Raw genomic sequence first — 15,034 nt, forward strand, 5'->3', positions numbered from 1 at the left:
TGTCACGACAATTACAGACATTTCACGCCTTTGATGTTCTCTCTGCGCGTCCTCTAGCGATAGCTTGCGTCATTATACCTCGCGTCTCCGGCCGCCAGTCGTCCATGTGCGAAAAACATGGACGCCTGCGTCCCGAGACACATCGCCCAAAATGGAGCCGTGTCATTGTTGATCGCATTTCGAAGATATTTCGCCAGCCCGTCGTTTGGTATCCGCCCGATCGCCGCCGCGCTGGTCGTATTCAGCACCACACCGCAGCCGCTCTTGTCACAAGATGCAGCTGAGACGCCTCTACCTCAACGCGAGATTGCGCTGAGCTTTGATGATGCACCACGGGGCGACGGCCAGTTGCTGGACGGGCGTACAAGAACCGTCATGCTCATCCAGGCGCTGGAGAGAGCGGGTGTCGAAGGAGCGGGGTTTTTCGTTCTGACGGGGCAAATTGCTGAGACCGACGGCGGATCAGAACGTATCACAGCCTATCAAGCGGCGGGTCATGTGCTAGCCAATCACACGCACACACATCCGTCCCTCAACAGGACGGAGGCCGACGCATTCCTGGCGGATGTCGACCTGGCCGCGGAGGTGCTGTCGGAGTTCGGTGGTTCTATTGACCTGTTCCGCTTTCCCTATCTGCGCGAAGGTGACACGACGGAAAAACACGCTGCGGTGCGCGACGGGCTTGCGGACAGGGGGCTACGGAATGCCTATGTGACCGTTGATAACTATGACTGGTATCTGCAGGCCTTAGTCGACGAGGCGGTCAGCGCAGGGCACCCGCTGGATCACGCGGCTCTGGGACAGCTCTACGTGGATGTCCTTGTTGATGCCGTCGAGTTCTACGATGCTGTCGCAAAGCGCGCTCTGGGTCGATCGCCACGGCACATTCTTCTCCTACATGAAAACGATCTGGCAGCGCTTTTTGTCGATGACCTCGTGATCCGCCTAAGGGAATTGGGTTGGACCATCATTTCCGTGGACGACGCTTACGAGGACGACATTGCAAATCAGCAGCCCGACACGCTGTTCCACAACCAGGGGCGGGTGGCTGCTTTGGCCCATGCGGCCGGGGTTCAGCCCAAAGAACTGATTAATGTCACCGAAGACGAAAGCTATTTGCGGGCGCTGTTTGAAGATCACGGACTTCTACCCAAGCCAGACAGCCCCGGGAGCGATTAGGTCACCGCACCAAAGAACGCGTACCGCCCCGCCCGCGGTGACCGTTCGCGACATGAGATGACATCTGGCGCCCCTCGGGCTTTCGCAACTCGCATTGGGCGGGTTAGTCGCCAGCATCGATAGATTTTGCCTCACGGATCAGTGCCTTTGCGCGCACCCTCACAGGGGCAAGAGGAGCCTGCTTAACATGAAACCCATCGCCCTCGCTGCAGCTATTGCCTGCGCCATCCCGTTTGTCGGTCAAGATACATCGCTTGCACAGGATCGGCGTGAGGTCCCGCCGTTTCGGACATATGGTGCGGTGTCGGATCAGGCCCATGCGGACAGTATCGTCCAGTTCCTTGCGGCGTTCAGGACCGCTTGGGCCGGTCAGGATATCGATGCGCTCACCAGGCTGCATGCCTCCGATACTGAGTGGATCAACGCTTATGCGCGCATTTTTCAGGGACGCGCGCCTCTCATGAATTTCCTGCGCGACAGTCTCTTCCCAACCTTCGGGTCAGAGGTTTCCCAAACCGAGATGCAGGCGCTGAAACCCATTTCCATCCGCTATCTCGGCGAATACGCAGCGGTCTTGCATCTCTATGCCGATAGCAGGCGCGGCGCATCGCGCAATCCGGGCGAAGATCTGCGTCGCACGCATATTCACCTCGTACTCAACCTCGACAGGCAGGGTTGGCAGATCGTTCATACCGCCATCATGGATGCACGATGACATCAGGATAGCCGTCGTCCTCGCAAGATACCGTCACAGCGACCCAACGAATTAACTATGTCAGAAAAAGGAGAGATTGATATGCGATTACAGGTATTGGCCATGGTCATTCTGGTCTGCCAGGCTGCCAGCGCTGCTGCGTTAGAGGTGATAGAAGAACGCGACGATTGGGCAGCCTTCTTTTCGGATGCAGGTGTCACCGGAACCATTGCCGTCATTGACGAGCGGGAGGAAGGAGCTGTCTTTGTTCACAATGCAGACCGCGCGAAGCAGCAATTCTTACCGGCGTCGACCTTTAAGATCGCCCATACGCTCTTTGCTCTGGATGCCGGTGTCATCGAGGATGAGTTTCAGACTTTTCCCTGGGATGGCATAGAGCGGTGGTATGACGCGTGGAATGCCGATCAAGATCTGAGGTCTGCGATGCGGCATTCCGCCCTGTGGCTATATCAGGAATTTGCCAGAGACATCGGAGCAGAACAGGAGCGCAACTACCTACAGCGCGCGGCGTATGGCAATGCAACCATCGGCAGCAAGGTGGATGAATTCTGGATCGATGACACGCTGCGTATCTCGGCCTTGGAGCAGGTGGCATTCCTGCGCAGTCTTTACCACAACGAACTGCCGTTTTCGGTGGCTGATCAGCGTCTTGTTAAGGCTCTGATGATCAATGAGGCTGGTTTGAACTGGGTCCTGCGCGCCAAAACAGGTTGGGGTGTACGATCGAGTGGGAACCTCGGCTGGTGGGTCGGTTGGGTTGAAACGCCCAGAGGGGCGGTGTTCTTCGCGCTCAACATTGAAATGCCCCAGGGGGGCGACGACGCTTTCAAGCGCAAGGGCATCACACGGGCGATTTTGCAGGATCTTGATGCACTTGATCAGGAAAAAACAAATTGATGCGGGCATGGCTCTTATCATCAGGCCCGGCGTTCGGCTCAAGTAAACTGCTCAGGCCAGCTAAGGAAATGCACGATGGACAGTTCCGGCCCAAGGAAAGAGATATCCTACTACACACGCCTCGGAGTTGCCTTCGGGGCGTGTTTCGGCATCCTCGGCGGCGCTGCTTTCGGCGACGCCAGCACGTGGATCGCGCTCGGCCTCGGGTTGGGGGTGGTCATCGGCAATCGTTTCGGAGTTTGGAAGCAAAGGCGGTCAACGGACGAGGGAGAATAACCATCTCGCGATGTGAACCGCATTCACTGCGGTCGACGTTGCTGTTTCGTCAAACCGCACGCCACGCATTTAAGATTGACCAAGGTCGAACGTCCTGTTTTGTCCGCGGCACGATCATTGCAGGCTTCGATTGAACTGTAACAATCAGCTCTTTGATCTCGACCGTGTAGCCGATTGAAGCGCTCAAGCGCTATCCGTCATGTTCCGCGCTCTTGTATGCTGTAGGTCAGATCCACCAAACCGGACTGAAATTGCTTTGAACCCTCGAGAGTCAAATCGATATCGTGCAGGAGGTCGCCGAAAATTCGGATCCCTTCGCCAATCAAGATTGGGACGATCGTAATCTTCATGTCGCAAATGAGCCCCGCCTTGAGAAAGGATTGGATCACGGCGCCGCCATCGACGTAGGCACGTTTGACATTCCGCGCGGACAAGGTGCTCATAAGTGCTTGGGGCGCAAGGCTACTGATCTCGACCTTTTCTACTAGTGGCGTGGGAATATCCTGCTGATCAAGTGTTTTGCTGAGCACGATGACCCGTTTTTCGTATGGCCACTGCTCAAAATCCAGAACGGTTCTGAACGAACCGCTGCCCATGACAATGACGTCGACACTTCTCTGAAACTCTGCAAAGCCGTGATCTTCTCCGTCAGTTTTCTGCTTCATCAACCAGTCGAGTGAATGGTCTTTGCGAGCCACAAAGCCGTCTAGGGTCATCGCCATCATTATGTGTCCGGTCGTCATGAGATCATGCTCCTTGATCATGTGATTGGGTCTCGACTATTTTCGTGAGCTTTGCTTCCTCAGGCTTCCCGGTTCGGCTCAAACTTCAGTTGGGTGTTTTGCAATGGTTTCTTTTTTTGGCCGTGTTTGAACCAGCAACGTCAATGACAACCTTGCCGATATGCTGTTGAGCGTCGAGCCGCGAAAATGCGGCTCGCGCGTCCTCGAAATCAAATCGTTGCTCGTCCAGAACGGGGTGTAAGCCATTGCTGTCGAAAAAGGCCATTATGTCTCTGAGCATGCGCGCGCTTCCAACATAAATGCCGTTCAACGTGACGGATTTGAAGATGATGCTTGTCGGATCTACCGCACCTTCGACGCCGGCAAGAACCCCGACTGCCGAGATACGCCCCCCGAAGGCAACTGCGTTTAGGGACCGTTGAAACGTCGGAGCGCCACCGACTTCGACAACGACATCCACACCCACCCCTCCCGTTAGTTCGAGCACTGCACGGTCCCAGTCTTTGACCTGTCTGTAGTTGATGACGTGATCCGCTCCGGTTTCTTTCAGAAAGGTTTCCTTCATCTTGCTGCCGGTCAACGATACAACGGTGGCACCCATGGCTTTCGCGATTTGCAACGCAAACATCGAAACGCCACCGGTGCCCATGGTCAATACAGTATCGCCCTGCTGCAATGCTGCATTTTCAACCAACGCATTCCAGGCGGTTGCCCCCGCGCATGGGAACGATGCTGCCTCGGCGAAGTTGAGAGTTGACGGGATTCTGACAACAGCATGCGCGGGCAGCCTGACAAATTCACTCAGCATGCCGGGGCGTTGGTGCCCAAGCGATCTCTCATCGCCATTTGGGTCTCCATCGCGCCAATCTGGAAAGAACGCTGCTACAACCCGTTCACCAATCTCCAGTCCGATTGCGCCAGAGCCTTTTGCAACGATACGCCCGGCGCCATCGGACAGCGGCACATGCTCGGCACCGCCGTTGTCGAGCGGCAGCACACCGCGCGCTAAGACAAGATCTTTGTAGTTCAAAGCTGCGGCTTCGATCTTAATGATCACATCAGTTTCGTTTTTGGGAGCTGGGAAGTCCCCATGCCGCATCTTCAGGTTTTTGATGCTGCCGACCGGCTCAAGTGCGTATTACCGCATGGCAAGGTTCCCTTCTCACTTTGCTGCTGCAGAAAAGTAGATCGGCGAACGTTGACAAAGAAGACGCGGGTTGTTCACTCAAAGGTGTCGATTTGGTTGACAAAGGGGCTGGAAATGGCGCTGAAAACGAAAGTGTATCTTGCGCGTACCCTGATTGCTGCTGTCGAAGGTGGTAGCATCGCCAACGGGGCACGAGCGCTGAACATCACGCGAAGTGGGGCCAGCAAGAATATCGCCGCTCTGGAAAGCGCCTTGGGTGTAAAGCTCTTGAATAGAAACGCGCGCAACATGTCGTTGACCGAAGCGGGCGAGACGTATGTGCAGGGCGTCAAGTCCGCACTTGACCAGATCGAAAGCGCCGAAAGCGCGGTCTCGCAGTATCGCGCGGAACCGTCTGGCGTGTTGTCTATCGAGTCGACGATCCTGTTCGGGCGGCTTTATCTGGCCGAAATGGTGCGCAAGTACCTGCGCGCATATCCCAAGATGAGCGTTGATCTGCGTTTGAATGACAGCGCGCCGGACGTCACAACAGGCGAGGTTGATCTGTATTTTCGCACCGGACGGATCAAGCATCTGGACATGATCGCGATAAAACTGATGGATATATATTTTCGAACCGTGGCGTCACCTGAATACATCGAGATGTTTGGAGTACCTGCCACGATCGCATCATTGGCAGATCACAACTGCCTCAACTTCCGGTTTCCATCTGATCACTCGATCTTTCAGTGGCGACACATGATGGAAAGCGAAGCCGTTTTTCAGAACTTCAACGGGAATTTCATCTCGACGGACGTTGCAGAAATTCACGGCGCCGCCCTGGCCGGAGAAGGTATCGCTCAACTTCCCAATCAACTCGTGGATGAGGACATTCATTCGGGCAGACTTGTTGAGCTGTTCCCAGACGCGGCATTTGCCTCCAACGCCCTCCATATGTGCATTCCTTACAACCGCAAATCCGATCTGAAAGTGACAAGTTTCAGGGCGTTTGTAGCAGATCACAAGTTTTGAAAGGGTGTTTGTCGGATGTCCGCCGCAAACGCCTTGTTGTTTGATACCGGGCGCCGGAGTGATCCTTGATCCACGGTCACTCATCCTTTGTAAAGAGTGGTTCCCTCTATAGCATCTTCTTTAGATTTCCGTAGCGGCGCCTACTGACCGGGATTTCGGTGCCATCGTCGAGGGTGCAGACATAAGCGCTGCCAGAGCGACGAACTTTTCTGATGTGCTTGAACCTGACCCAATGCGACCGATGGCATTGTATCCCTCGGAAGGTACTGAGTGCGTTCACGCAATCAGCAAAGGCCAGTTTCAGTGTCGCAGTTCCTTGGGTGGTTGTGATGGTGACATAGTGATCCTGGGCTTCGGCCTGCATGATGTCATCACCCAGTTGGTGGGGAACAGAGGGCAAGACGCTGCGCAATGTGGGCTCGGGAAGATGTCGGGATCTCATGACTTTCCGGTATCGCTCAGCAATGTCCGCTGCGCGATAGGCAAATATTGCGACCAGGGCGGAGAGTCCCAGAGACGGCGGAGCCAAAGCCACGAGTTCCGACAGGTAGAGGCGACCAGCACCAGCTGCCGTGATACCAGTAAAGCGCACACCTTCAAGCAGAGCTTCGGCAGCCAAGGAAAACGGCACGAGTAGAAATGGCAAAATGCAAACAGCAAGGATCAGTGGCCATGGCATCTTTGCACCCAACAGAACGCCGAGCGCCGTCGTACCTGCAAGCAAGCAAGCAGCCACAAAAAGATGGGTGAACCAATGCACCGCCGACAGCCAAAGCGGAAATTGCGCGGTTACAAGAGGATCAAGGCTTGTAATCACAAGCCCACCAATGGCTGAAAACGCCACGCAGTATTTGGTGAGCTGCCGCCACGAGGTGTCTTGCGAGCCGAAAAGCGTCAGCAACACTGCTGAAAGCTGGCGTACGTCCCTATCAATTTGGTTGTCGCTGTTTTGCATCGCACTTGGTTCTCATCTGGCGGTTCAATTCGCCCAACGTACGGAGTCGCCACGCAAGCTAGAATGGCAAATTCGCGAACGGTAACAAAACGACCGTTCGTGAATGGCTGCCGACCGCTGACGCATTTTTCGGCCGACTTCGAGAACTTGTTGTTCTCAAGCCCCTCCATCTTTCGCTGTTTGAGCGCGCGCCAATTGTTTGGACGTATCGCAAGACAAATCAAACACTAAGAAGAGGATGCTCCCATGTCGGGACCTTACAAAATTTCGCTGCCGTTTTACAGCGCGCTGGTGTTGGCAGCACTGTACGGGCAGCAGGTTTTTGCAGATGAAACTGGACGTGACCTGTCAGGTGTGATCGGTATCGGGTTAAGCTCGGCACCGGAGTTTTCTGGATCGGACGAAGACGAGACGAGCATCATTCCGATCATTGATCTGACCTGGCGTGACCGCTACTTTCTGAACGAACGTGGGCTTGGGTTCTATGCGCTCAGGAATTCGGGGCCACAGAATTTGTCGCTTGGCTTTTCCGTTGGCTACGATTTCAACGAACGATTGGCAGAGGACGACGCTCGCTTGACAGGTCTGCGGGATGTGGAAGCTGGCGCCTTCATATCGGCGCACATGGAATTCCAAGTGGGTGTTGCTGCTGTTGAACTGGAAATCAACCATGGGATCAGCAGCGACGGACATGAAGGAACCCGCGCCATCGTTGGAGCAGAGTTTGGCCGGACAGTTGGGGAGCGATTGCAGCTCTCGGCCAAACCGTTTCTGGTTTGGTCCGATGCATCCTATGCCAGCGCATTTTATGGTGTCAGCGGGCAAGAGGCTGCGGCATCCTCATTTACCGCCTATGATGCCGGGTCTGGTTTCGAGCGCGTCGGGATTGAACTGCAAGCCTCCTATAGCCTGACATCCCGAACCGGGCTTTTTGTCAGTGTGGAGCACTCTCAACTGCTGGGCGACGCAAAGGACAGCCCGATTTCCTTCGACAACGCTCAGACAGGGATCTCTACCGGCGTTTTCTTTCGCTTTTGATCACTGGTTGGTGCGGCGGGTCAAACGGTCGCCGCATCCGACGCCAATTATTCCATGACATACATCGAGGTTCGACATGAGACCTGTTCTGTACATCCCTGTTTTGGCAGCTCTAATCCCGATCGCGCTTGTCTTCGGCATCCAGGACGACCCTGAGCGCACCAACCCTATCTCGGCGGAAGCAGAGATGTTGAGGCCCGCCATTTTGCCCGTGACCCAAGGTTTTACACTTGCGCTTACACAAGACGAGGCAGGGAGGCCCGCTCCGCTTTTGGTCACGAACCTGTCCGGAGCGGAGATTTCCGCGATTGATCTGACCGAGCACGGTGCAGAAAACACCAAAGATCTATTTGGTGCGATGCGGGACGTTGGAGAGCGGCAGCTCGCAATCCTGTTTCGTCAGGCGCAAGAACCCGGTAACGCCGATCTGACGCAATCCTATGGGTTCGATGGGCTTTTGTCTGTTGCCGGTTCCGAGAACCGGCATGTGGCCTCAGGCACCAATTTTGTAGAGCACGCGGAGGAAACCCAAAGCCAATCCGTCTTTAACTTTCCAAAGTTCGGCCAACCGACCCCGCCAGTCACGGAAGTGGGACACGCCCCCGGAGTGCTGCTCGATTACGAGGTTGAGCTGTGCATGCTATTCGACCGCAGCATTGCCACCATTGATGACTTTGACGAGGCGGAAAAGGGTCTGTTTCTTTGCGGTGATTTTACCGATCGCGCGGTGTTGTCCCGGATGATCGACGTCGACAACTTCGATTCAGGTTCGGGGTTCAGTGATGCCAAAAGCGGGCCTGATTTCTTTCCCACCGGCGGCTTTCTGGTGGTGCCCAATGATTGGAAAAGCTTTGTCGACAACGAACGGATCGTCACCTTTCGCAACGGTCAACTACGTCAGGATGCACGCGGAGGCGAAATGATCCTCGACTTTCGTCAACTGACCGAACGGGTGCTGGCAGATGCGACGTCGACCCGGTTCGTCTATCAGGGACGCGCTCATACTCTAATAGAGGATCGCAGGATAAGCCTGGGCCAGGTTTTGATGTCAGGTACACCCGAAGGAGTTATTTTCATGCCTCCGAGCTGGCGGCAAATGACCCGGGGGATCATTCGATACCTGTGGTCCGGTGCGTTTCTGAACGGAACTTCAGGATACGAAGGTGTGGTCAATTCCTTTATTCGCGATGAGTTGGAATCCAAGAGGTTTCTCCAACCTGACGAGCAGATCACCTATGTGTCCGCCTCTATGGGCACTGTAAGTGTTACAGTCGTTGGGGATGATGGCGACGCCACAGGATTGCAAACCGCGTCCTCACTACCAGTTGAGATCGAGTGGAACGACCCCAGCTGACTATCGTAGCGTGCCGGTCAAACGAGCAGTTTCATTTGAGGTGCAAGCAGTGGCGAAAGTCTTGATCCTAACTTTCGAAACCAAAGGTAATGGCCAACCCTACGTCGCCATCGGAAGCAGTTTGGAGACCAGAGGACACGATGCGACGCTGCCAGCCGGCGTAGGGTTTTGTGATCTGCTTGGCGCGCATGAGTTTGTCTCGAAACCTTTGTCCATCCGTGTTCGCGATTTGATGGATACGCTTGAAGTGCAGTCCGCGCTTGTCCATTGGCTTTGCAGGCTCAAAGCCATGTGCAGCATGAAGGGAGTGTTGAACAGGCAACTCAGTAAGATGTGGTAGGTCACACAAGAGGTTCAATCAGATCTGGTCATTTACCTCTCGGTGTGCCGCAACTTGCTTAGGCGACCGGTGCCACTGCAGTCCCGAGCTTTCTGCGGCTGACCTTTGTTGTAACGCGGGATTCCCAGCCATTCTGGTTCCAACATTTCCGCTTGGTTCAACGGGAAACAAGTTGGTTGTTCTCGCAATTGCAACGCTAGCGCGGGTCAGTCTGACCTTTTTCTTGTATGGCTGTTTGGCACTGCCAGCTTCATTTGCTTACTATGGTAGCGAATGGCATCCCCGCTAAGAACAACGCAGCAGTGCCAATTTCAGAATTCGTTGCCTGCCGATACAAAGCACTTGGATTTTCTGAGTTTGCAGCAGATTTCGACGATCATCTCTACTCAGCAACACAGTCTTGGCCAGAAGCGCAGAGGCTTCAAGTATCGCGCCGGTTTTGACCAACGCGTGCCACCCACTTTGCTACAGATGCGCCTTTTTTGCGCCAGCAACACGTTGTTTTTCTGCAGAATGGGCGGAAAGCAGTCATTCGCTTCGGCGGCAATGACGCAAGCAACCGCTGACCAATGTGTATCCTTATCACACTGGCCCATTGATTGGTTGGCACGCCAGCTTCAGATTTAAGGGAACTTCCAGCAGCGGCATACATTCCCGCAACTGGCAATATCCATTGCTCCACTTTTAAACGTACAATTCAACTTCAGATTGACGTGCTGTCCGCCAGTGTGATCCACGTATCCAAGATGTCTTTAACAGGCTTCTTTGTTAACAAGTTCCGAGGATATTATGTCGAGTATCACAATCACCCTTACAGATAACTCTGGCCTGACCGCGCCAACCGGCACTGTTTATGTCGCTGGCTGGATCAATGGCGGCAGCGCAGATTTCAAGGTTCTGGGCAGCGATGGTACATTCGCTCCGCCCACGTCTGGTACCAAAACTCTATCTTTTTACGAGGTGTCCAGCATCCCTTCCGTTGTATTGACTGACAGCACCAACGGCAATGATCGGCTGTTGTTCACAGCCTGCCCAAACGCTCCGGCCGCGCTGGACCTCATCGCCAACAGCAGTGGTGTCTATGACGACGTCATGATGTACACGCAGTACCCCTATCTTCCGGCACCCGGCGTCGCCCCCGGGGGTCCGTATGACGTGTTCGAATTCGGAATGAACGCAGCCTTTGACCTTTCGTCTGTAAATGGCTTTGGGTTGAACTTGCGCTTCTCCGTACCTGCGAATGGCAACAACCCGGCACAAAGCTATGGCGCACAAAGCGGTGTAACTCGCAAACAGATAGGAGAGGCATTCACCGCATTTCTCGCCAATCAATCCGGCATTCCGGGGGCTTCTGCGTTTTCCGATCTGCTGTATGATGGCGCGATGCCAAACAGCACATACACACCGCCCATGGTGGACAGCCAATTCTTTGCCATTGCCGATCCCAACGATTTTCTGGCAGCGAGCACCGGGAACTATGTGAATTCCACCACAAGCGGCTTGCAAACTTATTGGACCCCCACGCTTCAGGCCTTCTTTGCCGCAGGGAACACACTGGCCATCAGTGTCCCGGTCGCCGGCGATCCCGGCAATATCTACTCTGGCTCCTGCATCACCCACACCAACCCGCACACAAACACAGAGATGTTGGCCTACAAACTGACCAATTCCAAAGGTGACAAGACATACTATTTCTACAACCCGCTGGGCGCCGACCCTATCAATTCCCCCAATGACCTTCAGGGCGCACAGTACGTGTTCCAACAGGCCTTCACCGACACGTTGACGCCCGGCATCATCGGCGAAAGCGAAGCGATGCTGGTTCAGGATACGATTTGGGAAGCCATCTGTCGCGGCGTCGTTATGAATGGCACATATGCCGACGCCTTCCTCACAGAAGACGCGCAGTTCAGCACCACGGCCTGGAACAATCCTACCACGTGGTATGGCGATTCTGCCCCCAGTCACCTCTACGCAAAATTCCTTCATTGCAGTGACGTGAACGGTGACGATCATCGGACGAAGGGCACAGAACCCATCATGCTGGGCGGTGCAGCCTATGGCTTTTCCATGGATGAAACCCCGATGGGTACATATTCCGGTCCACAGGTGCCATCAAAGACCACATACAATATCAGCTCTGGCACGGTCGCGTTGACCGTCGGGGCATGGACCTAGCTGTCCCGAAATCCAGATGACTTGTCTCCGGCCCGACAAAATGGGCCGGAGACGTACGACATCGGCACGTGGCGTCAATCCATCGCAATCGGGTCCGCGCGTCTATACAATGGAACGGACACCCGATAAGGGGCGGTCTTTAACCTTGGCTGATGCACCGCCTGCAATACCGCAGCACTCACATCGCCGGGCCGAGACAAAGAAAACGCCGCCGTGAAACAAACCATCGCCGACGCGCTGGCCCGCAAGGGTTACGACACGCTTACCCCGGTCCAGCAGGCCGTCACAGAACCCGAATTGGCTGGTCGCGACCTTTTGGTTTCGGCGCAAACCGGTTCGGGAAAAACCATCGGGTTTGGCCTTGCCATTGCGCCTGAACTGCTGGGGCCAGAGGACACATTCGGGCCATCTGGCGCGCCGGTGGCCTTGGTGATTGCCCCGACGCGGGAACTTGCACTGCAGGTGAAACGGGAGCTTGGTTGGCTCTACGCAGACGCAGGCGCCTTCCTGACATCCTGTGTTGGCGGCATGGACATGCGTGACGAAAGACGCGCATTGGCGCGGGGTGCACATATCGTTGTGGCGACACCGGGGCGGTTGCGCGATCATATCATGCGTGGCTCCATTGATTTGTCTGCCATCCGCGCCGTGGTTCTGGACGAAGCGGACGAGATGTTGGACCTCGGGTTTCGCGAGGATCTGGAATTCATTCTGGATGAGACACCGGCAGAGCGCCAAACCCTTCTGTTTTCGGCCACGGTGCCGCGCGCGATTGCCAACCTCGCAACACGCTATCAACGGGACGCGGAACGGATCAGCACCGTTGGTGAACGGACCCAACACGCCGACATTGAATACCGCGCAATGATGGTGGCCCCGCGTGACGGCGAAAACGCGATCATAAACGTCCTGCGCTATTATGAGGCACCAAATGCGATCGTGTTTTGCAACACGAGGGCTATGGTGGCGCGTCTGACGGCACGTCTGTCCAACCGCGGATTTTCAGTTGTCGCCCTGTCCGGAGAGTTGAGCCAGGGCGAACGCTCGAACGCCTTGCAAGCCATGCGCGACGGACGCGCCCGAGTATGCGTCGCCACCGATGTCGCCGCGCGCGGGATCGACCTGCCAAACCTTGATCTGGTGGTCCACGCAGAGCTGCCCAAGACTCACGAAACCCTTCTGCACCGTTCTGGCCGGACAGGACGTGCGGGGCGCAAGGGGGTCAGTGCACTGGTCGTGGTGCCTTCCTCGCGGAAGAAAGCAGAGCGTATTTTGAAGCTTGCCAAGCTGACCGCGGATTGGGGCACCGCCCCGTCTGCCGAAGAGGTCACTGAGCGCGACATGGCACGCATGTTTGCCGCTGATGACTGGCACGCAGAGATTGCGGACAGCGAACGTACATCAGTCGATCAACTGGTCGAAAAGTTCACACCCGAACAGATCGCGGCGGCTTACTTGCGCCAGTACAAAACACGCCACTCCGCCCCCGAAGAGCTGGGAGATGTGAAAGCTGATGCGCCGAAACCGCGCGCTGCCTTTGGCCCCAGTGTCTGGTTCTCGGTCTCTGAAGGGCGCAATCAAAACGCATCGCCGCGGCATTTGCTGCCCATGCTGTGCAAGGCGGGCGATATTACCAAGGACGATATCGGCGCAATCCGCATTGCCGATGATGTGTCCTATGTCGAAATTCGGGATAGCAGTGTTGCGGGCTTCCTGGCGGCCATCGGCCCCGACATGAAAATCGAAAGTTCCAAGGACGTTGTACGCCTGGATGGCGCACCCGACCTGCCCACCTTTGAACGGCCAAAATCCAACCGCTCGTTCAAGAACAAACCACGATCTGCCGAGAACGACGCTGCGCCGGTGGATTGGAATGACGCGCCAACGCCGCGCCGTCGGAAACCCAAGCCCGAAGATCGCAAGCCTGCAAAACCGGCGAACCAGCAAACCAAGGCCGACGGTTCAAACAGCTCGGCTCACGGACCGGCACGGCGACGTGGACCCACAGCGGCAACCGACAATGCAGCAACTGACCCTGGCAAGAAAACCCGTGGCGACAAACGCAAAGATAGCGGTACCAAATCACGGGGCGATGCACCAAAAGGCCCTCCTCCTCCGAAGGGCAAGCCCAGCAGCAAGAAGAACCGGGCACGCGCCACAGCGGCGAAAGCATCAAAAGGAGGGAATGCTGTTCCGAAACGGCGGGCAAAGTAAGCAAGGCGTGGGCACTGTTAAGCGGTTGCTAAGACATCCTTTGCCGGCATTTGGGTTGCGATACGCTCTGTATCGGCCATCGAAATTACAAATGTGGGCCTTCTCTTCTCGATCGATAGCAAGGACACGCATCAGGTAACGTCACACCAAGCTCAGCACCGAGATACCGGACCATGCTGTCCATTCTTGTATGACCAAATCACTGGCTCGGAGCTTGCTGTCGATTGCCACTTTGAACAGCGCCAGATCGCGATGATTGTCGGCTAGCTCAAGCCGAATCCGAATTGTCCACGTGTGCTTCGGATTCAGCGGTCGTGTCTGGCCGATGATCCCTGTTCAAAGCTGGGCCGAGCGCATGAATGGCAGATAAGTTTGATGTTTCCACGACTAATCCTGCAATCCGCCATGGGCTCCCGCAACCAAACCCCGGTGTTGCTGGTCAATCGTATCGCAGGATGCCGCAGAGGCATTGCGTTTCGACGCAGATACCTTCGACATGGTTGTGAGTTATCTCAGCCTTCTGGACATCTAGGGCATCGAAACCGCGCTCGACGAGGTTGTCCGTGTCTTACGCCGTAGTGGGCAGTTTCAGATTGCAAACCTGACAGGTTTTCGCAACTGCCGGCGACATCAAGGGTGGTGGTTGGCGCATCTTGCCTGACGGTGGCCGTGAATTCGTCGTGCAGCGCTATTTAGAGCCTCACTCTGTAGTCGTTGAATGGAAAGGTATCGCCGTCACTAACTGGCATCGGCCGCTGTCCTTCTACATGACCCAGCTATTGGAGCGAGGCATGACGCTCAGATACTTCGATGAGCCAGCAGTTCTGCAACCGGCGGACCCAAAGGAAGACGCCTACAACAACGCTCCCTGCCAACTGATCATGGAATGGCAGAACCCCCATTAGAACTAGGAGATATTGCCTTGCCGCAATTGCGAATTCTGCCGGAGCAGACCTTCGAGTGAACGCGGTGAAATAGCGCTCTGTC

General features: G+C 55.5%; 14 protein-coding genes. 10 read left to right on the top strand and 4 right to left on the bottom strand.

The window, feature by feature from the left end; all coding sequences use genetic code 11:
- Positions 1–159: 159 nt before the first annotated feature.
- From AC53L6_RS14395 to AC53L6_RS14410, 4 genes are all read left to right on the top strand, one after another.
- The gene (locus AC53L6_RS14395) at positions 160–1,179 is read left to right on the top strand and encodes a polysaccharide deacetylase family protein (protein ID WP_496908335.1); all 1,020 of its coding nucleotides are present in this window, start codon (positions 160–162) and stop codon (positions 1,177–1,179) included.
- A 187-nt stretch (positions 1,180–1,366) separates the two neighbouring features.
- Positions 1,367–1,894, top strand: a complete 528-nt coding sequence (locus AC53L6_RS14400; RefSeq protein ID WP_472728610.1) for a DUF4440 domain-containing protein — start codon at positions 1,367–1,369, stop codon at positions 1,892–1,894.
- 81 nt (positions 1,895–1,975) lie between these two features.
- Positions 1,976–2,791: a class D beta-lactamase gene (blaOXA, locus tag AC53L6_RS14405; protein ID WP_496908336.1), complete on the top strand. Its 816-nt coding sequence runs from the start codon at positions 1,976–1,978 to the stop codon at positions 2,789–2,791.
- Positions 2,792–2,866: 75 nt separating this feature from the next.
- Entirely contained in the window at positions 2,867–3,067 is a 201-nt protein-coding gene (locus tag AC53L6_RS14410) for a hypothetical protein (protein ID WP_496908337.1), read from the top strand.
- 197 nt (positions 3,068–3,264) lie between these two features.
- Here AC53L6_RS14410 and AC53L6_RS14415 read toward each other — a convergent pair whose 3' ends face one another.
- Together AC53L6_RS14415 and AC53L6_RS14420 are read right to left on the bottom strand one after the other, a co-directional pair.
- On the bottom strand, positions 3,265–3,810 hold the full coding sequence (locus tag AC53L6_RS14415) for a dihydrofolate reductase family protein (RefSeq protein WP_496908338.1): 546 nt from the start codon (positions 3,808–3,810) through the stop codon (positions 3,265–3,267).
- Positions 3,811–3,895: 85 nt separating this feature from the next.
- A complete protein-coding gene (locus tag AC53L6_RS14420; protein ID WP_496908339.1) occupies positions 3,896–4,867 on the bottom strand; it encodes a zinc-dependent alcohol dehydrogenase family protein in 972 nt (323 codons plus the stop codon).
- Between the two features lie 204 nt (positions 4,868–5,071).
- Here AC53L6_RS14420 and AC53L6_RS14425 point away from each other — a divergent pair, with 204 nt between their 5' ends.
- Positions 5,072–5,968: a LysR family transcriptional regulator gene (locus AC53L6_RS14425; protein WP_496908340.1), complete on the top strand. Its 897-nt coding sequence runs from the start codon at positions 5,072–5,074 to the stop codon at positions 5,966–5,968.
- 106 nt (positions 5,969–6,074) lie between these two features.
- Here AC53L6_RS14425 and AC53L6_RS14430 read toward each other — a convergent pair whose 3' ends face one another.
- A complete protein-coding gene (locus AC53L6_RS14430) occupies positions 6,075–6,923 on the bottom strand; it encodes a LytTR family DNA-binding domain-containing protein (protein WP_496908341.1) in 849 nt (282 codons plus the stop codon).
- Positions 6,924–7,169: 246 nt separating this feature from the next.
- Here AC53L6_RS14430 and AC53L6_RS14435 point away from each other — a divergent pair, with 246 nt between their 5' ends.
- Entirely contained in the window at positions 7,170–7,961 is a 792-nt protein-coding gene (locus AC53L6_RS14435) for a MipA/OmpV family protein (RefSeq protein ID WP_299743176.1), read from the top strand.
- A gap of 76 nt (positions 7,962–8,037) precedes the next feature.
- On the top strand, positions 8,038–9,315 hold the full coding sequence (locus AC53L6_RS14440; protein WP_496908342.1) for a fumarylacetoacetate hydrolase family protein: 1,278 nt from the start codon (positions 8,038–8,040) through the stop codon (positions 9,313–9,315).
- A 67-nt stretch (positions 9,316–9,382) separates the two neighbouring features.
- On the opposite strand, the gene AC53L6_RS14445 is transcribed toward AC53L6_RS14440, so the two are convergent.
- Complete coding sequence (locus AC53L6_RS14445) at positions 9,383–9,583, bottom strand: hypothetical protein (RefSeq protein ID WP_299743172.1); 201 nt, start codon at positions 9,581–9,583, stop codon at positions 9,383–9,385.
- A 345-nt stretch (positions 9,584–9,928) separates the two neighbouring features.
- On the opposite strand from AC53L6_RS14445, the gene AC53L6_RS14450 reads away from it, so the two are divergent.
- From AC53L6_RS14450 to AC53L6_RS14460, 3 genes are all read left to right on the top strand, one after another.
- On the top strand, positions 9,929–10,282 hold the full coding sequence (locus AC53L6_RS14450) for a hypothetical protein (protein ID WP_496908343.1): 354 nt from the start codon (positions 9,929–9,931) through the stop codon (positions 10,280–10,282).
- 162 nt (positions 10,283–10,444) lie between these two features.
- Positions 10,445–11,833, top strand: coding sequence for a hypothetical protein (locus tag AC53L6_RS14455; protein ID WP_496908344.1), 1,389 nt, complete (start codon positions 10,445–10,447; stop codon positions 11,831–11,833).
- A gap of 213 nt (positions 11,834–12,046) precedes the next feature.
- The gene (locus AC53L6_RS14460) at positions 12,047–14,047 is read left to right on the top strand and encodes a DEAD/DEAH box helicase (protein ID WP_496908345.1); all 2,001 of its coding nucleotides are present in this window, start codon (positions 12,047–12,049) and stop codon (positions 14,045–14,047) included.
- Positions 14,048–15,034 lie beyond the last annotated feature (987 nt).

The organism is Tateyamaria sp. LSS28 (genome assembly GCF_059611725.1).